23 protein-coding genes are annotated in these 24,776 nt (G+C 29.2%); 2 read left to right on the forward strand and 21 right to left on the reverse strand.

Annotated elements, in window-relative coordinates:
• Positions 1–51 precede the first annotated feature (51 nt).
• On the reverse strand, positions 52–1,671 hold the full coding sequence (groL, locus tag AC2A4K_RS15120; protein WP_322505089.1) for a chaperonin GroEL: 1,620 nt from the start codon (positions 1,669–1,671) through the stop codon (positions 52–54).
• Between the two features lie 56 nt (positions 1,672–1,727).
• The gene (gene groES, locus AC2A4K_RS15125; RefSeq protein WP_322505088.1) at positions 1,728–2,012 is read right to left on the reverse strand and encodes a co-chaperone GroES; all 285 of its coding nucleotides are present in this window, start codon (positions 2,010–2,012) and stop codon (positions 1,728–1,730) included.
• Between the two features lie 381 nt (positions 2,013–2,393).
• Here groES and AC2A4K_RS15130 point away from each other — a divergent pair, with 381 nt between their 5' ends.
• Complete coding sequence (locus tag AC2A4K_RS15130; protein WP_322505087.1) at positions 2,394–3,050, forward strand: TIGR01906 family membrane protein; 657 nt, start codon at positions 2,394–2,396, stop codon at positions 3,048–3,050.
• A 128-nt stretch (positions 3,051–3,178) separates the two neighbouring features.
• Positions 3,179–3,484: an HNH endonuclease gene (locus AC2A4K_RS15135; RefSeq protein ID WP_322505086.1), complete on the forward strand. Its 306-nt coding sequence runs from the start codon at positions 3,179–3,181 to the stop codon at positions 3,482–3,484.
• A 78-nt stretch (positions 3,485–3,562) separates the two neighbouring features.
• Here the strand turns inward: AC2A4K_RS15135 and AC2A4K_RS15140 are convergent, their stop codons facing one another.
• The 19 genes from AC2A4K_RS15140 to AC2A4K_RS15230 form a co-directional block, all read right to left on the reverse strand.
• Complete coding sequence (locus AC2A4K_RS15140) at positions 3,563–4,501, reverse strand: DNA-3-methyladenine glycosylase family protein (protein WP_322505085.1); 939 nt, start codon at positions 4,499–4,501, stop codon at positions 3,563–3,565.
• Positions 4,502–4,518: 17 nt separating this feature from the next.
• Positions 4,519–4,923, reverse strand: coding sequence for a C-GCAxxG-C-C family protein (locus AC2A4K_RS15145; RefSeq protein WP_322505084.1), 405 nt, complete (start codon positions 4,921–4,923; stop codon positions 4,519–4,521).
• Between the two features lie 264 nt (positions 4,924–5,187).
• A complete protein-coding gene (locus AC2A4K_RS15150; protein ID WP_322505083.1) occupies positions 5,188–5,688 on the reverse strand; it encodes a signal peptidase I in 501 nt (166 codons plus the stop codon).
• A gap of 211 nt (positions 5,689–5,899) precedes the next feature.
• A complete protein-coding gene (locus AC2A4K_RS15155; RefSeq protein WP_322505082.1) occupies positions 5,900–7,600 on the reverse strand; it encodes an ABC transporter ATP-binding protein in 1,701 nt (566 codons plus the stop codon).
• Between the two features lie 249 nt (positions 7,601–7,849).
• Entirely contained in the window at positions 7,850–8,698 is an 849-nt protein-coding gene (locus AC2A4K_RS15160; RefSeq protein WP_322505081.1) for a 3-hydroxybutyryl-CoA dehydrogenase, read from the reverse strand.
• A gap of 113 nt (positions 8,699–8,811) precedes the next feature.
• Positions 8,812–9,819: an electron transfer flavoprotein subunit alpha/FixB family protein gene (locus AC2A4K_RS15165; RefSeq protein WP_322505080.1), complete on the reverse strand. Its 1,008-nt coding sequence runs from the start codon at positions 9,817–9,819 to the stop codon at positions 8,812–8,814.
• A gap of 21 nt (positions 9,820–9,840) precedes the next feature.
• Complete coding sequence (locus AC2A4K_RS15170; RefSeq protein ID WP_322505079.1) at positions 9,841–10,620, reverse strand: electron transfer flavoprotein subunit beta/FixA family protein; 780 nt, start codon at positions 10,618–10,620, stop codon at positions 9,841–9,843.
• Between the two features lie 18 nt (positions 10,621–10,638).
• Positions 10,639–11,778: an acyl-CoA dehydrogenase gene (locus tag AC2A4K_RS15175; RefSeq protein WP_322505078.1), complete on the reverse strand. Its 1,140-nt coding sequence runs from the start codon at positions 11,776–11,778 to the stop codon at positions 10,639–10,641.
• A gap of 44 nt (positions 11,779–11,822) precedes the next feature.
• Entirely contained in the window at positions 11,823–12,605 is a 783-nt protein-coding gene (locus tag AC2A4K_RS15180) for a short-chain-enoyl-CoA hydratase (protein ID WP_322505077.1), read from the reverse strand.
• A gap of 270 nt (positions 12,606–12,875) precedes the next feature.
• Positions 12,876–13,514 (reverse strand): redox-sensing transcriptional repressor Rex, encoded by a 639-nt coding sequence (locus AC2A4K_RS15185; RefSeq protein ID WP_322505076.1) that lies wholly within the window; start codon positions 13,512–13,514, stop codon positions 12,876–12,878.
• Positions 13,515–13,979: 465 nt separating this feature from the next.
• Positions 13,980–16,175: a heavy metal translocating P-type ATPase gene (locus AC2A4K_RS15190; protein WP_322505075.1), complete on the reverse strand. Its 2,196-nt coding sequence runs from the start codon at positions 16,173–16,175 to the stop codon at positions 13,980–13,982.
• Between the two features lie 14 nt (positions 16,176–16,189).
• Positions 16,190–16,549: an ArsR/SmtB family transcription factor gene (locus AC2A4K_RS15195; RefSeq protein ID WP_322505074.1), complete on the reverse strand. Its 360-nt coding sequence runs from the start codon at positions 16,547–16,549 to the stop codon at positions 16,190–16,192.
• 129 nt (positions 16,550–16,678) lie between these two features.
• The gene (locus AC2A4K_RS15200; protein WP_322505073.1) at positions 16,679–17,299 is read right to left on the reverse strand and encodes a GntR family transcriptional regulator; all 621 of its coding nucleotides are present in this window, start codon (positions 17,297–17,299) and stop codon (positions 16,679–16,681) included.
• A gap of 84 nt (positions 17,300–17,383) precedes the next feature.
• Positions 17,384–17,962, reverse strand: coding sequence for a zinc dependent phospholipase C family protein (locus tag AC2A4K_RS15205; protein WP_322505072.1), 579 nt, complete (start codon positions 17,960–17,962; stop codon positions 17,384–17,386).
• Positions 17,963–18,288: 326 nt separating this feature from the next.
• Positions 18,289–18,855, reverse strand: coding sequence for a DUF3867 domain-containing protein (locus AC2A4K_RS15210; protein ID WP_322505071.1), 567 nt, complete (start codon positions 18,853–18,855; stop codon positions 18,289–18,291).
• Between the two features lie 275 nt (positions 18,856–19,130).
• Positions 19,131–20,201: a mannose-1-phosphate guanylyltransferase gene (locus AC2A4K_RS15215; protein WP_322505070.1), complete on the reverse strand. Its 1,071-nt coding sequence runs from the start codon at positions 20,199–20,201 to the stop codon at positions 19,131–19,133.
• 151 nt (positions 20,202–20,352) lie between these two features.
• Positions 20,353–21,732 (reverse strand): glycoside hydrolase family 1 protein, encoded by a 1,380-nt coding sequence (locus tag AC2A4K_RS15220; protein WP_322505069.1) that lies wholly within the window; start codon positions 21,730–21,732, stop codon positions 20,353–20,355.
• Between the two features lie 704 nt (positions 21,733–22,436).
• Positions 22,437–23,813 (reverse strand): aldehyde dehydrogenase, encoded by a 1,377-nt coding sequence (locus tag AC2A4K_RS15225; protein ID WP_322505068.1) that lies wholly within the window; start codon positions 23,811–23,813, stop codon positions 22,437–22,439.
• Positions 23,814–24,047: 234 nt separating this feature from the next.
• Complete coding sequence (locus tag AC2A4K_RS15230; protein WP_322505067.1) at positions 24,048–24,758, reverse strand: DUF3298 and DUF4163 domain-containing protein; 711 nt, start codon at positions 24,756–24,758, stop codon at positions 24,048–24,050.
• Positions 24,759–24,776: the final 18 nt, after the last annotated feature.

Consider the following 24,776-nt stretch of genomic DNA (forward strand, 5'->3'; position numbering starts at 1 on the left):
AAAATAATACAATAAAAAAGAGATGACAAACAAATGCCATCCCTTTTTTCATTAATACATTCCGTCCATTCCCATACCTGCACCTTGAGGCATTTCTTTTTCTGGAATATCTGCTACAGCAGCTTCTGTTGTTAAGAATGTTGATGCTACTGATGATGCATTTTGAAGAGCTGATCTTGTAACCTTAGTTGGGTCAACAATACCTGCTTTAAGCATATTTTTATATTCTCCTCTTAAAGCATCAAATCCTATACCAGCTTCACTATTCTTAACCTTTTCTATTATAACTGAACCTTCTAAACCTCCATTGTGAGCTATTTGTCTCATTGGTTCTTCTAAGGCTCTTACAATTATATTTATACCAACCTGTTCATCTTGAACATCTGAAGTTAATTTAGCAACTTCGTTTATTACATTTACATAAGCAGTTCCACCACCTGGAACGATACCTTCTTCAACGGCTGCCTTTGTAGCCGCTAAAGCATCTTCTATTCTTAGCTTACTTTCCTTAAGCTCAGTTTCTGTAGCGGCACCAACTTTAACCACCGCAACTCCACCAGCTAGTTTAGCAAGTCTTTCTTGTAATTTTTCTTTATCAAACTCAGAAGTAGTCTCTTCCAATTGAATTTTTATTTGATTAATTCTATTTTTAATTTCTTCTGAATTTCCTCTTCCATTAACTATTGTTGTATTATCTTTAGTTACCTTAACACTTTCAGCTTCTCCAAGCATATCTAATGTAACTTCTTTTAAATCTCTTCCTAATTCATCAGATACAACAACTCCACCTGTTAAGATAGCTATATCTTGTAACATCTCTTTTCTTCTATCTCCAAATCCTGGTGCCTTAACAGCAACACAAGTGAATGTTCCTCTTAATTTATTAACAACTAATGTTGTCATAGCTTCGCCTTCTATATCATCAGCTATTATTAAAAGCTTTCTACCTGCTTGAACTATTTGCTCAAGTATTGGTAATAAATCTTGAATATTGCTTACTTTCTTATCAGTTATTAATACTAATGGATTATCTAAAGCAGCTTCCATTTTTTCTGTATCTGTTACCATATATGCTGATACATAGCCTCTATCAAATTGCATACCTTCTACTACATCTAACTCAGTTCCCATTGACTTAGATTCTTCTACAGTGATAACTCCTTCGTTACCGACCTTCTCCATAGCATCTGCTATTAATTCACCTATTTTTTCATCAGCGGCTGATATAGCAGCAACTCTAGCAATATCTTCTTTTCCATTAACAGGTTTAGAAATTTTCTTTATTTCTTCAACAGCCTTCTCAACAGCAAGCCTAATTCCATTTCTTATTAATATAGGATTTGCTCCTGCTGTTACATTTTTTAATCCTTCTCTTATGATAGCTTGAGCTAATAGTGTAGCTGTAGTTGTTCCGTCTCCTGCCACATCATTAGTCTTAGTAGCTACCTCTTTAACAAGTTGAGCTCCCATATTTTCGTAAGCATCCTCAAGTTCAATTTCTCTTGCTATAGTAACTCCATCATTTGTTATAAGTGGTGATCCAAATTTTTTATCTAAAATAACATTTCTTCCTTTTGGTCCTAATGTAACCTTAACAGTGTTAGCTAATTTATCTACACCTGCTTGCATAGACCTTCTTGCTTCTTCACCAAATAATAATGTTTTAGCCATATTAATCTACCTCCCAAATTTATTATGAATATCTAAAGCATTTATATGTTTTCAAACTATTCAACTATTGCAAGTATATCATCTTGTCTTAAGATAGTATATTCTTCACCTTCAAACTTAACTTCTGTTCCTGCGTATTTAGAGTATAAAACCTTATCTCCAACCTTAACTTCCATTTCAGTTCTTTTTCCATCTACTATTGCTCCTGGTCCTACTGCTATAACTTCTGCTTCCTGTGGTCTTTCCTTAGCAGTTCCAGTAACTATTATACCGCTTTTAGTAGTTTCTTCTGCTTCTAATCTTTTAATGACAACTCTGTCTCCAAGTGGTTTAATATTCATTCAAAAACCCTCCTTAAAAATGCTAATTAATTACTCAATTTTTAGCACTCTTCAATAAAGAGTGCTAATTCTTATTAATATAATATAATTTACCAGTTGTAAATTCAATAACTAAATTTATTAATTTACAATATGTTATTATTATTTTTTCTCTTTAATTTAAATTATCTTTTATTTTCTGTAATATACTCTATTTTCCTTTAAGTATCTTTTAAAATTTAATTATACCTTTTACTTCTTAATTCTAGACAAGTTCCTCTTTATTAATACACCATACACTATAAATTAATACTAAATGTATTCTTAAAATATGTATTCTTTGATTAATATTTTATAAAAAAGTCTAGAATTATTAAAAACATTTATTTTAAGGAGTAAATAATGATTAGAGTCTTAAAGAATATATTACTTTCTTTATATTTATTAATTAGTTCAATAATATTTTCCGTTATAATAACACTTAATAATTCTCCATTACTATATTCATTTTTTCTAGATTTTAAAAGTCTACCAGCAATAAGCAACCTTAGTAAAAATCAAATTATGAATGATTATAATAATATAATCAATTACCTGAATTCGCCATATGAAACTACTCTTAAATTTGAAAATTTTAAAATGAGTCCTACTGGAGAATATCACTTTTTAGAAGTCAAAAATATTTTTACTTCTGTTTATCTAGCTGGATTTATTTGTCTAATATTAGGAATAATTTTATTTATATTGATAAAAAAATCTAAAGTTAAAGTCTTATTGAAGTCATTTAATCTATTCTTCTATGAAGTTTTAATTATTTGCTTTTTTATACTCTTAGGATTTTATTTTGACTTTTCAAAACTATTTACTTTATTTCATAAAATATTTTTCAATAATGATTATTGGATATTTGATCCTCAAAAAGACCAAATAATAAATGTTTTACCTGAATCCTATTTTTTATTCTTAGCAGTATTGGTAATATCTTTAGTAATCATGTTTTCTATAATATCCAAAATCTTTTATAACCTAAATAAACCTATTTTTTCTTCTTCAAAATAAATTATATTTCCTTAAATTATAGAATAATTCTTCTTAAATTTTCAAACTATTAAAGTAACGGCTTTTTAAAATTTAAATACATATATTATAATATTTATAAGTATTCTATTATTTAAGGTGTGATGAATATGAATAAAGAAACTCATATATGTGATCTTTGTGAAAGGGAAGTTCCTACAATCACAGAACATCATCTAATTCCTCGTCAAAAAGGAGGAAGATTTCAAGAAACAGCTTGGCTTTGCGTGCCTTGTCACAAACAAGTACATGCTTTATATAGTAATTATGAATTAGCTTCTAGACTTTACTCTATACCAAGGCTTAGAGATGAAGAGAAGATAAAACGTTACTTAAAATTCATCAAGAAACACCCTGGTGATGCTAACTTTACTATAAAACAATCAAAAGCCATTCGTAAAAAAGGTCGTTATTAACAAAAAAGTAGATTATTAGCTCCTTAAACCCAAGTTTATAAAGCTCTTAATCTACTCTTTTTTTACTTGATCTAAAAACTATATTTTTATTCCATTTTCTCTTGCATAATAGAATAAATATTGTTGAGCAAATCCTGAATATTCTCCAAATCTTTCTCTTGCAAAAATTCTTATCTTATTTAATGAAGCATCATCGGCACCATAAAAATGCATCATAGCTCTTTTAACCCAAACATCAACTGGGAAAGCTGAACTTTTCTTCATAGAGAATAGCATTATACAATCTGCTACCTTTGCTCCTACTCCCATGAATTCTTGAAGGCCTTTATGGCATCCATCAACATCCATATTAGTTATCTTTTCTAAATCATATTTTTCTAATATTTCAACTATATCTTCTTCTGGTGCTTCTAGTATTCCTCTTTTTGCTAATTCACATTTATATATCTTTTGAGTTGTATCATATATGTATTTGCTTCTAAATGATGCACCAGTTTCTCTTATTTGATCTATTGAAGCCTTAGCTAAGCTCTCTGGTGTTGGGAAAGCATAATAGGTATTTCCTTTATATTCTATTGCTTCTCCCCATCTTTCACTTATTTTCTTTATTGTTTTTGATATTACAGGTATGCTATTTCTTGCTGATATTATAAATGAAATAACTAATTCAAAAGGATCTTGATTTAATATTCTTATTCCATATCCAAACTCAACAGCACTTTTTAAGGTATCATCCCAAGATAAAGCTTCTTTAACCTTTGAATAATCTCTTTCTAAATCGAAATAATCTACCCAAATATTTTCAAAATCCTCTTTATTAGTGTTATATATTATTACATCATCACCTTCTTGAGCAACTTCTATAACTCTTCCAAAGGCAACTCCTATGTATGAACCACTTTCTGTTCTTTCCCATCTAAAGCACTGCCCACATTCAAAAACTTGTTTTATATTAAAGTTTTTTGTATCCTTTAATATTACTTTATCCTCTCTATACTCTACACTTTTAAAATCCATTTATTTCACCTATCTTTCTATCTTTCTCTTCTTACGATTTCATCTAAAACTTCAGATGCAGTCTCTATCATAACTATGCATCTTCTATCATCGTCTTTTTTATATTTAGCTTTTAACTCAGTACAATTATATTCGCCTAATCTATCATAAAATTTTTCCATAAACTCTTTTGTGAAAGCTCTTGTTTGAGGACTTTGATGTCCTCTATCCTCTGTGAACATAACACCAAGAATACCAGCTGCACCTGTTGCTGCCCCACATACATTTCCTATTGCTAATCCACCACCAAAAGATGACATTACTTTTAAAGTTTCCTTTGATAAATTTAAATTATATTCTTCATTTGCAGCATACATTATGCACTCTGCGCAATTCAAATCATGTTTTTTATCCCACTTTTCTCTTGCTTTTTCAACTAACATATTATCCCTCCAAAATAAAGTTTTATTAATTATATCAATATTTATCTTATAGTTATTATAAATAAAAAAATTTCTCTTTCAAAATTATATATCTATAAGATAAACCAGTTAGAATTTAAATCTAAAAGTATTATCTAATTCTATTCATAAAACCTTATATGAATAATATTATACTAATAAAGGTTATTAATAAATAGTCTTTTTATATAAAACAAAATAAAAACATGGATAGGTGTTCTTTCGAATCACCCTCCATGTTATAAACTAAGCCTTCAATACTTTTTTCTTATCTCCTTTAAAAGTATCCCAAAGAATACTTATTGCAATTAATACCATAAGTCCAGATATAACTATAGGCTTTGATAAAAATACTGTAACATATCCTAGGAATGGTATATGAAATAAGACTTTTCCTATTAAATCTTCCTCTCTAACCATCTCAGTATCCTCTGCATTGTTATTATCACCTTTTGTTATTAACCCCTCTTCATTTTCTTCTACAATTCTATGAGTAACAATATTTCCTTCATATTTAAAAGTTATTACATCTCCAGAATCAACTTCATTAATTTCAGCACTTTTAACAATAACTAAATCTCCGGTTCTAATCTCAGGTTCCATGCTTCCACTTAATATTGAATATGTTCTAAACCCAACAGCCTTAAATATTGCATCTGACTTGCTCATAAAGTTGTTTATTAATATAAGAACTAACATACCTACAACTATATAATATATTGTATTACCTATCTTTTTATTACTCATAAACTCACCCTTACTAAATATTAAATATAGATACAATTGCCCTATTATATTTATATTCAAATATTATGTAAAATATGACTTTTTATTAGTATTTAATTCTTCAAATATATTTTTTTAATTTATATTTTAAAATACTTCTAAAATATAAATTGGTTGTATCAAAAGTAACTTTAAATAAAGTTTTGATACAACCAATTCTAAAACAAATATTCTATAGGTTATGAAGGTGACTATAAACTCCTCCAAGTTTTATAAGTTCTTCATGATTTCCTCTCTCTTCTATCCCCTTGTCTGTTAACACAATTATTTCATCAGAATTTTTAACAGTTGAAAGTCTATGCGCAACTACAAGAGTTGTTCTATCCTTACTTAATTCTTCTAAGGCTTTTTGTATTTCATATTCAGTAACATTATCTAAAGCTGAAGTAGCCTCATCTAAGATTAATATTGCAGGATTCTTTAAAAATACTCTAGCTATTGCTATTCTTTGCTTTTGACCACCAGAAAGCTTAACTCCTCTTTCTCCTATAAATGTATCATATCCATCTTCTAATCCCATTATGAAGTCATGTAGACAAGCATTTTTAGCTGCTTCTATAACTTCTTCCTCAGTTGCTTTAGGATTTCCATACATTATATTTTCTTTTATAGTTCCAGTAAATAAGAATACATCTTGTTGAACTATTCCTATGTTTTCTCTTAAAGATTTTAAAGTAACAGTGCTTATATCTACATCATCTATAAATATCTTTCCACTTTCATAGTCATAAAATCTAGGAATAAGATTACATACTGTTGTTTTTCCTCCACCTGAAGGACCAACTAAAGCAACCATTTTACCAGCTTTAATGTCTAAATTAAAGTTTTCTAGTATACTTTCCTTATTATCATATCTAAAAGTAACATCTTTTATTGAAATTTTCCCTTTTACATCTTTAAGTTCCTTTGCGTTAGGAATTTCTTTTTCATTTTCTTCGCCCATAATTTCTTCATATCTTTCAAAACCAGACATCCCATTTTGGAACATTTCATTGAAATTTATAAGTTTTCTAATAGGTTGTAAAAACATCTTTATATATAGTAAATATGCTGCAAAATCCCCAAGATTTATTTTTCCTAAATAAGTGAAATATCCAGCTGCTATTAATACTATAAGTTCAAGCATATCTATAAGGAAAAACATTCCTGAAAAATACTCAGCCATGGCTTTATATGCATGTTCTCTTGCCTTTTTAAATATATTATTACTCTTATCAAACTTATCCATCTCATAAGTCTTATTACCAAATGATTTAGTAACTTTTACACCTGAAATACTATTTTCTATAGTAGCATTTACTTCTCCAGTTTTAACTCTAGTATCTTTAAATGCTTCCCTCATTTTATTTTTCTTTCTAATAGTATAGAAAATTAAAAATGGTAAAAGAGCAAAAGTAATAATTGTTAAAGGTATATTTATTGTACATAAAATTATAAATGATCCAAATAACATAACTATTGATATAAATAAATCTTCTGGACCATGGTGTGCCAATTCTGATATGTCTAAAAGATCATTTACTATTCTAGACATAAGAACCCCTGTTTTATTATTATCAAAATATTTATTAGGCATGTCTTGTAATTTTTCAAACAAATCTCTTCTCATATCTGCTTGCATTCTTACACCAACTACATGCCCCCAATATTGCATAAAGTAGTTTAAACCTGCTTTAACTAAGAATATCAAAGTAAGCACCGTAGCAAAAACAAACAACAACCTTATTTGTTTATTTGGAATAACGTTGTTGATTATATTTCTTGTAATCATAGGATAAACTAAATCACAAGCAGCAACTAAAAAGGCTGCTAATAAATCTAAAATAAATAATTTTTTATATGGTTTATAATATTGTATAAATTTTTTTAACATATTTCCCCCTTAATGATATACGTTATTAATTAATATTTATTTTCATTCCTCTAATTATAATGAATTTTTTAAATTAAATCAACTAAAAAATAACTAAAAAGAGGTTGATAAAATATCAACCTCTTTTGCATAACTCAACTAAATTTTAATCATATAAATATCACACTATAAAACTATTTATGCAATTATTATAATAAATATTTATAATATAAATTATTTAATTTTTATAAACTTTTTTAAATTTCAATTCTATACATTGTAGTTGTAGAATCCTCTACCAGTTTTTCTACCTAACCATCCAGCTCTAACATATTTTCTTAAAAGACTGCTAGCTCTATATTTACTATCTCCAGTTTCTTTGAATAATACGTCCATGATAGCTAAGCAAACATCTAATCCTATTAAATCACCTAAGGCTAAAGGTCCCATTGGATGATTAGCTCCTAATTTCATTGAAGTATCTATATCTTCAACTGAAGCTATTCCTTCTGAATATATTTCAACAGCTTCATTTATCATAGGAATAAGTATTCTATTAACTACAAATCCTGGTGCTTCAGCAACTTCTACTGGAGTCTTTCCTATAGCTTCTGACATAGCTTTTACTTTGTCAAAAGTTTCTTGTGAAGTAGCCATACCTCTTATTACTTCAACAAGTTTCATTATTGTTGCAGGATTAAAGAAATGCATTCCTATAACTCTATCAGGTCTGTTTGTAGCTGAAGCTACTTCTGTTATTGATAATGAAGATGTATTTGAAGCTAATATAGTTTCTTCTTTACATATCTTATCTAACTCAGCAAATATTTGCTTTTTGATTTCCATGTTTTCTACTGCAGCTTCTATAACTAAGTCACAATCAGCAGCCATTCCTAAATCAGTAGTTCCAGTGATTTTTGATAATACCGCTTCTTTATCTTCTTCAGTTATTTTTCCTTTAGAAACTAATTTAGTAAGACCTTTATTGATTCCAGCTATTCCTCTATCAACAAACTCGTCTTTGATATCTCTAACGATAACTTCATATCCTTTTTGTGCGAATGCTTGAACTATTCCAGCACCCATTGTACCTGCACCAATTACAAAAATCTTTTCCATATTAAGTTCCTCCTAAATACTCTCTTTAATTGGACTTTTCTGATTTCTCAGAAAAGTCCTACACCATTAATTGAAAAATTTTATAAGTTTACCCTTGTTATATTACCTTTTAATTAAGCTTCCTCTTTCATAGCTTTTAATTGAGCTATAAATTCTGGAACAACTTTATTTACATCTCCAACTATTGCATAGTCAGCAATTTTCATTATTGGAGCATTAGCATCTTTGTTGATAGCTATTATCATATCTGATTCTTGCATACCAGCAGCATGTTGTATAGCTCCTGAGATACCACAAGCTACATATATGTTTGGTCTAACAGTTTTTCCTGTTTGTCCAACTTGGTAATCTTTATCTACCCATCCTTTTTCTACTGCTGCTCTTGAAGCTGCTATTGATCCGTTCATAACTTCTGCTAATTCCTTAAGCATTTTGAAGTTTTCTTCTGAACCAACACCTCTACCACCAGCAACTAATACGTTAGCTTCTGAGATATCTACGATATCTTTGTGTTCTTTAACTATTTCAACTATTTTTGTTCTTATATCGTTAGCATTAAATTCTATTTCAACATTTTCTACAGTTGCATCATTTTCTCCTAGTGGAAGTTTTTCGAAAACTCCTGGTCTTACTGTAGCCATTTGAGGTCTGTGATCTGGACATACGATTGTAGCCATTAAGTTACCACCGAATGCTGGTCTTGTTGCTAATAAATCTCCACTTTCAACATCAACATCTAAAGATGTACAGTCAGCAGTTAAACCTGTTTCTAATCTAGCAGCAACTCTTGGACCTAAGTCTCTTCCTATGAATGTTGCTCCTATAAAGATTATATTTGGTTTTTTAGCCTTAGCTAACTCACATATAGCTTTAGTATATCCGTCAGTTGTGTAATGCTCTAATTCTGGAGAATCAACAACTAGTACTTCATCAGCACCATGTCTTGATAAATCTTCAACTAAACCTTCAACTTTATTTCCTATTAATAACGCTGTTAATTTTGATCCTAATTTATCAGCGATTTTTCTACCTTCACCTAATAATTCTAATGAAACTTTTTGTAATTGACCTTCTCTTTGCTCTGCAAAAACCCAAACGCCATTGAAATCTGCTTTATTCATCTTAAATACCTCCCATAATCCTTAGATGTAGTGTTTTTCTTTTAATTTGCCTAGTACATAAGTAACTGAATCTTTAGGTGATTCTTTAACTATTTCTCCTGCACCTTTAGCTTCTTTAGTCATTGATCTCTTAACTTTTGTTGGAGATCCTTTTAATCCTAATTCAGCTTTGTCTACATCTATGTCATCAGCTGACCATACTAAGATTTCATCATCAGATGTTTCAAATATGTTTTTAACATTCATGTATCTTGGCTCATTTAACTCTTTTATAGCAGTTAAAAGTACTGGAGCATCAACTTTTATTAATTCATATCCATCTTCTAAAGCTCTATTTATTAATAATCCATCTTCTTCAACTTTAACACCTTGAACGTAAGTTACTTGAGGAATATTTAAATGCTCAGCTATTTCTGGTCCAACCTGTGCAGTATCTCCATCAATAGCTTGTCTTCCTGCGAATATTATGTCATATTCTAATTTCTTTATTGCTCCTGCTAAAGCTTTTGAAGTAGCTAAAGTATCAGCCCCTGCAAATGCTCTATCAGTTATAAGAATTGCTTTGTTAGCTCCCATACATAAAGCTTCTCTTAAAGCACTCTTAGCTTGAGGTGGTCCCATACTTATTACAGTTACTTCTGCTCCATTATTATCTTTTAATTCTAATGCAGCCTCTAAAGCATGCTTATCCTCTGGGTTTATTATTGATGGAACTCCATCTCTTATAAGAGTTCCTGTTTTTGGATCTATTTTAACAGCTGTTGTATCTGGCACTTGTTTTAAGCAAACTACTATTTTCATCTCAAAGCCCTCCTAAAATTATCTTAATATGCTTCCTGCGATAACCATTTTTTGAACCTCTGAAGTTCCTTCATAGATTTCAGTTATCTTAGCATCTCTCATCATTCTTTCTACTGGGTATTCCTTAGTATATCCGTATCCACCGAATAATTGAACAGCCTTAGTTGTAACCTCCATAGCTACATCTGCAGCAAATAATTTAGCTCTTGCAGCATCTACTGAATATGGTTTACCCGCTTCTTTTAAGCAAGCTGCTTTATATACTAAAAATCTTGCAGCCTCAATTTTAGTATCCATTTCTGCTACCATCCATTGTAATCCTTGGAATGCAGATAATGATCTACCGAATTGTTTTCTTTCTTTCATGTAAGCAACCGCTTCTTCTAAAGCTCCTTCTGCTAACCCTAATGCTTGAGCAGCGATACCTATTCTACCACCGTCTAGAGTTTTCATTGCTATTCCAAATCCTTTTCCTTCTCTTCCGATTAAGTTTTCTTTTGGAACAACACAGTTTTCCATTATTAACTCAGTTGTTGAAGAAGCTCTTATACCCATTTTGTCTTCTAATTTACCAATTGAAAATCCAGGGAAGTCTTTTTCAACTATGAAAGCTGAGATTCCTCTTGTACCTTGACTCTTATCAGTCATAGCAAAGATTATGAAAGTATCAGCAACTCCACCGTTTGTTATGAATATTTTACTTCCGTTTAAGATATAGTTATCTCCTTCTAATACGGCTGTAGTTTGTTGACCTGCAGCATCTGTACCAGCACCTGGTTCAGTTAATCCGAAAGCACCTAACTTTTCACCTTTAGCAAGTGGAGTTAAATATTTTTCTTTTTGAGCTGGAGTACCGAATTGATCTATTAATGAAGCACATAATGAAGTATGAGCTGAAACTATAACTCCTGTAGTACCACAAACTTTTGATAATTCTTCAACAGTTAAGATGTAAGATAAAGTATCTCCACCAGCTCCGCCATATTCTTTACTAAAAGGAATTCCCAACATTCCTAACTTAGCCATTTTTTTAACATTCTCCATAGGGAATCTTTCTGTTTCATCGATTTCTGCAGCTATTGGTTTAACTTCGTTTTGAGCAAACTCTCTAACCATTTGCTTAACTAATTCTTGTTCTCTTGTTAATTGAAAGTTCATTTTAATTACCCTCCTTAAATCCACACAACCATTTATTTAAAAAATTACTTGTTTTTAAAATTCTTTTCTCTTCTTTCTACAAAAGCACTCATACCTTCAGTTTGATCTTCTGTAGCAAAACATTTTCCAAAATCTTCAGCTTCTATAACTACTGCTGAATCTATATCAACTTGCATACCTCTATCAATTGCATCTTTACATAGCTTAACAGCTATTGGTGCATTAGCAGCTATTTTTTTAGCCATTGCCATTGCTTCTTCCATTAAAGTTTCTGGCTCAACAACTTTATTTACTAAACCAATTCTTAAAGCTTCATCAGCTTTTATCATATCGCCTGTGTAAATAAGTTCTTTAGCTTTACCCATTCCAACTATTCTTGGTAATCTTTGAGTTCCACCAAATCCAGGAGTAATTCCTAAACCAACCTCAGGTTGTGCGAACTTAGCCTTTGTAGTTGCAATTCTTATATCGCAAGCCATAGAAATTTCACATCCGCCACCTAAAGCGAAACCGTTTATAGCAGCAATTACTGGCTTGTCTAATTTTTCTAATCTTCTAAATACTTTGTTACCTAAAAGTCCAAATTCTTTACCCTGTTCTTCATTTAAATCTTTCATTTCTGCTATATCAGCACCTGCAACAAATGCTTTATCTCCAGCACCTGTTAAGATAACAACGTATACATCATCTTGTTTCTCGATGTGGTCTATAGCAGTATCTAAGTCCTTTAAAGTTTCTGAATTTAGTGCATTTAATGCTTTTGGTCTGTTAATTGTTAAAATTCCAATGTTGCCCTCTTTTTCAAAGATTACATTATTTAATTCCATCGTATTTCCTCCCTCATATACCATAGCGAATATATGGTTTTAAATAGCTTAACAACTAATAACTAACAACTTAATATTCTTCCACCTTATATTTTTCCAAAATTATTGTTAATTTTGTAACAAGCAAAGGCAAAAAAATAATTGAAGTACTTGGTACTTCAATTAAATTATAAAACTTAATAGTAAATATTTCAATATATTATTTATATTTTTTTGAAAATCTAATACTTTTTTTCCATATTAAACAATTTATCCTATGATAAATTCACTCTATTTTACGTCATTGTGATTTAAAAGATAAACTAAAGTCATCATACTCTCACTTAAATGTACATTTTCCACTCTTATCTCATTAGGTACTTCAAGATCTATAGGAGCAAAGTTCCAAATGCCCTTTATTCCACCTTCAACTAAATCATCACAAACCTTTTGAGCATTAGTTCTTGGTACACAAATTATTCCTATTTCAATGTCATTTTCTTTTACGAAATCTTTTAGTTTCTCTACATCTTGTATCTCTACATCTCTTATTTTAATTCCAAACATTCTTGGATTTGCATCAAATATACCTCTTAATTTAAAGCCTAATCTATTGAAACTATTATAGTTAGCTATCGCTTGCCCTATATTACCAGCACCTATTATTACTGTATTATAGTCTCTTGTAAGTCCTAATATGCTTCCTATATTATTGTATAATTCTTTTACATTATATCCATAACCCTGTTGGCCAAAATCACCAAAACAATTAAGATCCTGTCTTATTTGTGAAGCAGTAAATCCTATTTTTTCACTTAACTCTTTTGAAGATATTCTATCAACATCATTTTCCATTAATTCTTGTAAGTATCTATGGTATTTAGGCAATCTTTTTATAACAGCCATAGATATGCCTTTTTTCTTTTCCATTTTAATAGCACCTCTTTCTAAAATTGTTCTTTTTTTAAAAAGCAATTACTTTTTAGAATGTATTCTAAACTCAAATGATAAAATTACAAATTTAACCTTCTAAAATATTACCATACCCAAAAAAGTTTGTCTATATTTTAACATTCTTTTGGTTTCACTATCAAAAATATATGTATTTAAGTATATTATTTATATTTTTTTCCATTTTTATAATACTTGGTTAATATAATTAAAATTGCATTATTTTGTTATAACTTAACTTATTAATAAATTTCTACAAAAAAAATAAGGCTTGCGTGTCTAAAACCCTACGTGCACACAAGCCTATTTAAACATTTCATAATGTTTAATATAAAAGTTTAAGGGAATTATTTACAATCTATACCCTATGCCTGAAAGTATTCTTACCATGTAAGGATAGCAAAAAAACTAAGTCTTGTCAACAACATTAGACAAATTTCACGGTTATAACTTCTTATTTTTTAATATTCTACTTGAATTTAGTACAGCTATTAATGTTACACCTACATCTCCGAAGACTGCTTCCCACATATTAGCCATTCCTAAAGCTCCAAATATTAAAATTATAACTTTAATTGCTAGAGCAAAAATTATATTTTGCCATACAATTTTATTTGTTCTTTTAGCTATATCAATTGCTTTTATTATCTTACTTGGTTCATCATCCATTATTACAACATCTGCTGCTTCTATCGCTGCATCTGATCCTACACCTCCCATTGCTATTCCTATGTCGGCTCTAGCTAGTACGGGAGCATCATTTATTCCGTCTCCAACAAAAGCAATCTTTTTATCCTTACTTTTATTGTTAAATAGTTCTTCTAATTTTTCTACTTTGTTTTGTGGTAATAAGTTGCAGTATACTTTATCTATGCCTAACTCTTTAGCAACACTGTCTCCAACTTTTTCATTATCTCCAGTTAACATAATAGTTTGTTTAACACCTATTTTCTTTAATCCACTTATAGCTTCTTTAGCATCCTCTTTTATTTCATCTGAAATAACTATATAGCCTAATTCACTATTTTCATTAGCTAAATAAACTACAGTTCCAACTTCATTTATAGGTGTAAGAGTTATATTATCCATATTCATTAACTTTGAATTACCAGCCAAAACTGTCATTCCATCAATTGTTACCTTTATACCTTTTCCAGGAATCTCTTCATAATCTGATATTAATGATTTATCAACTTCTCCATTAAAGGCACTTACTACTGACTTAGCAATTGGATGATTTGAGTAATACTCAGCATATGCTCCTAATTTTAATAATTCTTCATTACTTAATTCGCTTGTGCTCTCTACTTTTTTAACTTTAAATGTACCTTTTGTTAGTGTACCAGTTTTATCAAAAACTATACTCTCTACATTATTTAAAGCTTCTAAATAGTTACTTCCTTTTATTAAGATACCATTTTTAGATGCTACCCCAATTCCTGCAAAATATCCAAGAGGTATAGATACTACTAAAGCACAAGGACATGAAACAACTAAGAATATTAAAGCTCTTGATATCCATTCTGAGAAGCTTGCCCCACTTATTACCAAAGGTGGAATAACTGCAAGTGCTAAAGCTAAAAATACAACTACTGGTGTATAATACCTTGCAAACTTAGTTATAAACTTCTCTGTTGGAGATTTTTTATTACCTGCATTTTCAACTAAATCTAATATTTTAGAAACTGTAGATTCTCCAAAACTCTTAGTAACTTTTATTTTTAATAAACCACTTCTATTTATTGAACCTGCTAATACATCATCATTTTTTTCTACTTCTTTTGGTAATGATTCTCCTGTTAATGCAGATACATCTAACGTTGCTTCACCTGATAAAACAGTACCATCTAGAGGAATTTTTTCGCCTGCCCTTACTACTATTATTGATCCTACTGAAACACTCTCTGGAGATACTTTTTGTTCTTCTCCATTAAGATTAATTAAATTAGCGAAATCTGGTCTTATATTCATTAAATCTGATATTGATTTTCTTGATTTATTTACCGCATAATCTTGGAACATTTCTCCAACTTCATAAAATAGCATTACTGCTACCCCTTCTGGGAATTCACCTATGGCAAATGCACCAATTGTAGCTATAGTCATTAAGAAGTTTTCATCAAAAACCTGTCCTTTTAATATATTTTTAAATGCTTTTAAAAGAACTTCTCCACCAGCTATAATATAAGCTACACCAAAGATAATAAATTCATACATCTTATCTAAATTAACTATCATTCCTATTATAAATAAAGTTAAGGCTGCCCCTAATCTAATAAGGTCTTTTTTATCTATTCCAAAATTATTACCTTTGATACTTCCATGACTATGTGAGTGACCATGAACATGTCCATGTTCATCCTCTTCATCACAACAATCTCTATGGTTTGAAGATTGCATTTTATTTTTTTCTGATTCCTTTAGAACTTTTACATCTGGTTCTAAACCTAAAACTATTTTTTCTACTTTTTCATCAAGCTCTTTTTCTGAAATCCCCTCTTTAGGAGTTATTAATAAAAGCTTTGTTGAAAAATTAAGAACAGCTTCATCAACATCACTAAGTTTATTTATCTTATCTTCAATCTTTCCTGCACAATTTGCACAATTTAAACCGTCTAAATAAAATTTTATTTCTTTCATGACTAATATCTCCTTTACTCTAAAACGTGGTCTAAACCTTCATTGAAAATGTGTTTAACATGATCATCAGCTAATGAATAATATACTACTTTACCTTCTCTTCTAAACTTAACAAGTCTTGCTTGTTTTAATACCCTTAATTGATGAGATACGGCTGATTGACTTACTTTTAATAACTCTGCCATATCACATACACACATTTCTCCTTCAAATAATGCACATAATATTTTTATTCTTGTTGAGTCTCCAAAAACTTTAAATATTTCTGCTAACTCATAAAGAACTTCTTCCTTTGGTAAGTGTTCTTTTACTCTCTTTAGTATATCTTCATGAATAGTAGAACAGTTACAACTTTCTATCTTATTATTCTTCATAATTCAAACTCCTATTATTAACATTAACATATGAGCATCTGTTCATATGTTCATTTATATTATATGTCTGTCCTATATAAAATGCAACTAAAAAAAGCTAAACTAATTTTAAATTAGTTTAGCTTTTCATTATTTCTTTAAGAATTTCTCTATTTTTTTTAATATATCTTCTTCTCCAACCACAAGTAAATTATCACCTTTTTCAAAAACCAAATACGGCCCTGGTGATATAATAAGCTCACCATTTCTTCTTATAGCAACAATAGTCGCTTTTGTGTTCTGCCAAAACTTTGATTCAGAAACGCTCTTTCCTATAAGATCACATTCTTTTGGCAATTCTATTTCTATAGGAGTTAATGGATTAGTATATCTAAGTCTATTTGAATAATCTACTATTCTCTCTATCATTTCTCCTATATTTTTTTCTATGGTCTCTTTTTCTCTCATTAAAGAGTCTATATCATGCTTTAAAGATGTTACACTTTCAATTGAATGAAACCTATTTATGAAATTATAAGCATTATCCTTTGAGATAATCGTTACTCCACTGCCTTTGCTTGATGATACTACTTTCATATCTTCTAATAATTTAACAGCTTTTCTAACTGTTTCTGGCGATACATTGTAATTACTTGCTAAAGTTGATCTACCATGTATCTTTTCTCCTATTTTCATGTCATCATTATATATTCTTCCTGCAATATCTAAAGCAATCTGCTTGTATATAGGTTCATTTACTTTACTCTCCATCTCATACCCTTTCTATTATAAAAATTACTCGTCTAAATACATATCAATTTTAACATACTTTATAATGGAAAGGAAATATTTGCATTAAGCTATAACTTCTGAATAAACCACTTGCGTATTTATAGATATAGAATCACTTATATACTTAATAATACTTCTACAAGCAAAATAAGCATATTGCATATCATTTCTATAGCTTTCTCTCCTTCTATATATCTTATGGGCTTCCTTTAAGAAAAACTCAACAGACATATTACCCAATATTTCAAATTCATCTTTTGAAGGGACATATGTTTTAGCAAAGTTAGCTAACTTTTTTTCATATTTAACATGTTTATTCATACTGTGCTTAAATTCCCATCTTTCGCTATGAGGAACACAGAAGAAGTCACATATAAAATGACATATAACTCCAAGTTCTTGGCTAAATCTGCTTACTGAGAATTTCTTTTTAAAGTCATACATACTAAGTGATGATAATTTTTTTATCTTATTCACTATCATATCAAAAGATTCATCTAAATAATGCTTCTTTAATTTATACTTTGAAACCATATCTGGTTTTACATTTCCATATATAAAATTTTTTTCACTAATTTTAAAATTTACGTCAACATCTCTCAATATATTTTGTGCAATAAGAACATGAGTGTTCATTAACATAATTTATTACCTCTAATCCCTTTTAAAAAAGTCTCTTAATTAATATGATATTTCATATCTAATAAAAGTATATTACAAAAATAATTTTTATTTATTAATTAATTATTAACAAACCTACTTTTTATTTAGAAAAATATAACTGTAACATAAACTTTAATCCAACAAAGTCATATTCCGCTTAAATTTCAGTTCTCTTTATATGAATATTGACTCAGAACCAAACCTAAATTTTAATAATATAATTAGTAATTTATTTTACCTAATTACAAAGACCTAAACATACTAAGTATAAAACTTAAATATGTTTAGGTCTAACTAAAAGTATTTTAGTAATTATATTGTCCTACATTTTCACAAATTCTTATATCTAAAAGATCATCTGGAAGAGTTTTTTTGTATGAGCATAAAAACTCATTTAATTCACCATCCTGAAGATCTATATTTTTAGGACTAGTTATAAGAACCTTGTTTTTTTCTAAAATTAATTCAATATCATTTTTTTCATTTTTTATAAAATATGTAGTAACATTAGATGTTTTTACTTTTCCTTTATATTTCTCTTGGAAACTTAAAGTTTTTCTTAAGCCCTCATAGTCTCCTTCTTGAATTCCAAAATTACTCATATCTATCCCTAAGTTTTTCATTTGACCTTCAATATCTTCCATATCAAAGCCGTATCTCTTAAGCATTTCTGTTTGTATGTTTAAGAACTTTTCCTGAGAAATATTATTTTCATTCATGTATTTAGTTATCTCTCTTGAAAGATCCATCATACTCATATTTCCCTGAGCTACTGAGTAGTATAAATCATAAATGTATGATTCAAAATTATCTATATCTTTATCTCTTGCCTTATTCTTTAATTCATTGAAATCTACAATTCTATCACTCATAAACAATACCTCCGTAAAGTCCAAATTTATATTATTATTATAATAACACAAAAACATATTTATAACATATTTTAAACACTAAAAGTTTTAATTAATACTTATTTATGTGAAAAAGTATAAAATTCAAATAAACATCACTCTTAAAAGTAATTAATTCAATTCATTATTTTTCTTTATAATAAAAGTTTAAAACTAATATAAATAATTAAAAAGACCTATATCATATGCTTTAAGAACACATGATATAGGTCTTTTTTTACATAAGCCTATTAAGCTTATAAATACTCTTTAAATTCCTTCTTACCACCAATAGAATTTAATAGATGTTTTATTTCTTGGTCTCTTCCCTTATCCATAACCAAAATAACATCTCCTGCATCAACTAATACTAAGTCTTTTATTCCAAATCCTATTATTAATTTTTCCTTTCCAAAAACGGAACAATTTTCACATTCCTCTAAAAAGACATTTTCTGAAGTTCTATTATTACCATTAGACTCTAAAAATCTACTTAAAGCTGAGAAACTACCTATATCATCCCAAGAAAAATCACACTTTATGACAAAGGATCTTCTTGTTTTTTGCATTACTCCAAAATCTATTGATATTCCATCAATTAATGAATATTGCTCTCTTATTATCTCTTCCTCATCCTCTTCTCCAATGTGTTGATATATCTCCATTAAACATTTATACATCTTAGGAATATACTTTTCAATTTCTCTCAATATAACATCAGCTCTAAATATAAACATCCCACTATTCCATAAATAAGTCCCCTTTAATAAGAAGTCCTTTGCAACTTCTAAATTAGGTTTCTCTGTAAACCTTGCTATCTTGAAGGTAGGAATGTCACCGTTAATTCTGTCACCCATTTCTATATAGCCATAACCTGTTTCTGGTCTGCTCGGCTCTATTCCAATGGTTACAATAGCTCTCTTCTTATCAGAAATTTCTACGGCTTGCTCCAGAGTTTGAAGATAACTTTTATCTCCTTCTATATAATGGTCTGAAGGCAATACAATCATAACTGCATCCTTGTCCTTCTTTAGAAGCTTGGCAGCCGAAAGACCTATACATGTTGCAGTTTCTTTATTAGCAGGTTCAGTAAAGATATTTTCTTTTCTTATATCTTTTAGTTCATCTCTTATTTTGTCTTCATACTCTTTGTTTGTCACCACATAAATATTATCTTTCTCGATTATGGGTCTAATCCTATCCACAGTATTACTAAGAAAACTCTTTCCATTATTGTGTATGCTAAGAAATTGTTTAGGGTTTGAGCTTCTTGAAAGTGGATAAAGTCTAGTTCCCTTACCCCCTGCTAAAATTAATGAGTAAAGCATGTTGCCTTCAACTCCGTTAATTGTTATAGTGTATTTTATGTGAAAATATGCCATTATGTGAGTATTAAAAAAATTTAAGACCTTAGTGTAAGTAAAAATACCCCTCTAAGGTCTTCCTAATTTATTAATATTAATTTATTTTATACTAATTTTAAAAACCATTGTTCTCAGAAACTTCTTTTATCCATCTTCCTGATTTTTTAATAGTTTTCTTTTGAGTAGCTAAATCTAAAGATATAAATCCATATCTATTTTTATATGAATTTAACCATGACCAACAATCTATTGGAGTCCATAAGTGATATCCAACACAGTTTGATCCTTCTTCTATTGCTTTATGAAGCCATTCTAGATGTTCGATTATAAACTCTATTCTATAATCATCCTCTATTATACCCTCTGCATTTTTGAACTTTTCTTCACCTTCAACACCCATTCCATTTTCTGAAATGAACCATTTTATATTTCCATAGTTCTCTTGAACATTTTTTGCTATATCATAGATTGCCTTAGGATATATTTCCCATCCTCTATGAGGGTTCATTCTCTTTCCTGGCATATCATAGTTATCAAAGTATTTTTCTGGTGCCCATGTTTCTCCAGTGTATTCTTCCTCTCTAGCCTTCACTCTTCTTGGTTGATAGTAATTTACTCCTAAGAAATCAACTGTATTATTTTTTATAACCTCTAATTCTCCCTCTGTTGACTCCCACATAACGCCGTCTTTCTCTAAAACTTCAATCAAGTTCTTAGGGAATTCACCTTTAGTTGCTGGATCTAAGAATAATTCGTTGAAGAAAGCATTAGCAATTTCAGCAGCTCTTAAATCTTCTTTTTCTTCGCTTCTTGGATAAGCCGGTGTTAGATTAACTATTATTCCAATTTCACCATCTTGTCCTAACTTTCTATATTCTTCTATAGCTCTGGCTGAAGCTAAGGCTATATTATAAGCCGCTTGAACTCCTCTTTTACCATCAACTATACAAGGATAATGCCACTTATAAAGATATTGCCCTTCTATAATAACTATAGGCTCATTAAATGTAGCCCACTTTTTAACCCTATCTCCAAACAATTCAAATGCAGTCTTTGCAAACTTAGCGAATAATTCTACAACATGCTTTGATTCCCATCCACCGTACTTATCATATAGCTCAACTGGAAGATCAAAGTGGTGTAGATTCATTATTATATCTATTCCATTAGCTAAACATTGATCTATTACATCATTATAAAACCTAACTCCATCTTCATCTGGTTCTCCAGTTTCAAAGTTCTTAATTAATCTTGTCCATTGAATTGAAGTTCTAAAAGAATTTAAACCTATTTCTTTTAGCATTACTAAATCTTCTTTATAACTATTATAAAAATTTGATGCTACATCTGGTCCAACACCATTATGAAATAATTCTGGCTGTATATCAAACCAGTGATCAAATACATTATCATGTTTCTTATTAAATCTACCTTCTGACTGAGGCCCTGAAGTTGCAGCTCCCCACCAAAAGTTTTCTGGGAAAGTATATTTCATTTGAAAACCCCCTATACCTTTGTAAACTTTTTCTTTATTTAATTGTATATTTTAAACATAAATATTTCTATAGTTCTTATATGGCTTAATTCAAAAAATAGTTGCTAATTTCAAGAAAAAAAAGGCCTAAGCATAAACTTAGACCTTTTTTCGCAAACCAATATAACTAATACAATTATTTAAATTTTAATTTAAACTTGAAACGTCCCCTTTAAATGACCATATTTAATAAATTCTCTCAAAATTCAATAATTAATAAAAATAATTTCTCAATATAAATACCCTAATATCTATCATAAGCTGAAAGATACATTAAGCTTCTTCCCCGTCGAAGCTAAAAAAATTCATGTAAGAACAAAACATGTTCTTTAAGTTTAAATAAAACTTAATCATATTTCCAACAGTGATTGTACTCAAAGGCTCCCCCAAACCTTGAAGCATAAAAACTTAATCTTTAATATGTTTATTATACAATATTATTGGTTTGTCAGAAGTTCATCTATAAATAACAGGCATTAGTACATAGACGTAACTTTCAAAGATTGTATTCCTAATTAAGTTATATGTTTTAAATATAAATTGAACACTATATTTTAAGAACTTTTTTATCCGCTCATTGAAAACATATACAATCTTTAATTATATTATACATAACTTTTTAAATCATTTCCATACAAAACCAGTCATATTCATCCATTTTTTATTTATTTCATAATTTTTTTAACTATTTTCAACTTATTTTTGAAAGGAGCATACCTAATTTTTATATCTAAAAATGTTTTTCTATTCATGACACCCTTTTTATTAGAAAATAAGTCAAAACTATACTTGCCATGATATTCTCCCATTCCACTTTTTCCAACTCCACCAAAAGGCAAATAAGATGAAGATACATGTACTAAGGTATCATTTATTGTAACTCCACCTGATGATGTAGTATTTAGCACCTTTTTAATCTTATTCTTATCTTCTGAAAAATAATACAAAGCTAAAGGCTTGTCTTTACTATTTACAATCTTTATAACATCATTTAAATCCTCAAAATTTAAAATTGGAAGAATAGGTCCAAAAATTTCTCTTTCCATTACAGGATCATCCCAAGTCACACCTTTTAAAATTGTAAGCTCTATTTGAAGAGTTTCCTTGTTATAGTTTCCACCAAAAACTAACTTATCCTTATCTATATAAGAAAGTACTCTATTAAACTCTTTTTCATTTACCATCCTAGAATAATCCTCTGATTTTAGAGGTTCTTCTCCAAATTGCTTTTTAATTTCTTCCTCTAATTTCTTAATAAACTCTTCCTCAATATCCTTGTGAACATACAAATAGTCCGGTGCTACACATGTTTGTCCTGAATTCATTGCTTTTCCCCAAACAATTCTTCTTGCAGCTAACTCTACTTTACAATCCTTATCTACAATACATGGACTCTTTCCTCCAAGTTCTAAGGTCACAGGAGTTAAATTCTCAGCAGCTGCCTTCATTACTATCTTTCCAACCATGGCACTTCCAGTGAAGAATATATAATCAAATTTTTCTCTTAACAATTCGTCAACCACTTCTTTTCCTCTTTCGGGATTAACATGAAGAACATACTTTTCATCAAATACTTGTTCTAAAATACTTTTAAGCACTTTAGATGTTTCTGGTGCTGATTCAGATGGTTTTAGAACAACTGTATTTCCTGCTGCTATGGCACCAATCAAAGGATCCATTGTAAGCATAAAAGGATAATTAAAAGGACCAATTATAAGAACAACACCATAAGGTTCTAAGTGTACAAAACTTTTTGCTGGAAATTGAACTATAGGAGTTTTTACTCTTCTATCTTTACTCCACTTTCTTATATTTTTAATTTGAATATTTATTTCATCATATACCATGGCAACTTCTGTTATATAAGATTCAAAAACTGATTTCATTAAATCTTTTCTTAAAGCCTCAAGAACTTTTTCTTCTTCACTTTTTAAAACCTCTCTTAGTTTTTTTAATTTATTTATTCTAAACTCTATATCTTTTGTTTCATTTGTACTAAAATACTGCCTTTGTTCATTTATCTTTTCTCCTAACGCACTCATAAAGCTCTCCCTTTCTGTTAACATTTTTAATTTATTATAATCTTACTTAATTAATGCAAATTTTAATCATAATATGGAAATAAGTTCTTCTTTTTTATCTATTATAATCGTATTTTTAAAAATAATAAAACGCCCTTTATATTTATTTTCAAATATATCACTGATTAATTAATCAATATTAAAATAAAAAATAGTTTAGAAAATCTAAAATTTATTTTCTAAACTATTCCAATATCAAACTCCTAATTTATAAACGAGACCTTCCTTTAATTCTCCATAAGGGATTTTAAACTCTCTGATTCCTGAAGAATATGGCGCTATTTCATACTGTTGAAAGTATACTATAATTCCATCCTTATTTAAGTAATATGCTTGATTTTCATTAACCCCCTTAAATAAAGCCCCATTTTCAAAATAAATATCTTTTTCTTTTTCAATATCCTCTCTCACCTTTTTATCAATTATACTTTTATAATCAAATCCTTCTTTAAACAAGTCATTTAGTTTAAGAATTTTTCCAGTCTTTAAATCATAATTATAAGAAACCTTAGTTGTCAATCCATGAGCTCCACCAGTATACTGATAATAAGTAACAGGTAAACTTATAACTTCATCTGTATTAAAAGCTTCAAATAAACTATAGGCCTCCATTTTAGGCATTGGAGTTCCTGCTTTTTCATATTCTTTACTATATTCTTCGCCCAGTAATTTAATATCATTTATCCAATCTAAAGTATAATTTTCTATGGTTTTATTTATTTTGTCTACAACTTCTTTTTCTCCGCCATGAATCATAGGATATTTAACTTTAACCTCATGTTTATCAGTATTTTCTTCTATAGATTTTTCTACAACTTCTATTTTGTTTATTTCTTCTCCGAAAACTGGTACCGCTAAGACTAGAATTACTAATATAAGCCCTAAAAAACTTCTTTTAATTTTCATAAAAATAAACCTCCATTT

The sequence above is a fragment of the Clostridium sp. LIBA-8841 genome, assembly GCF_057782475.1.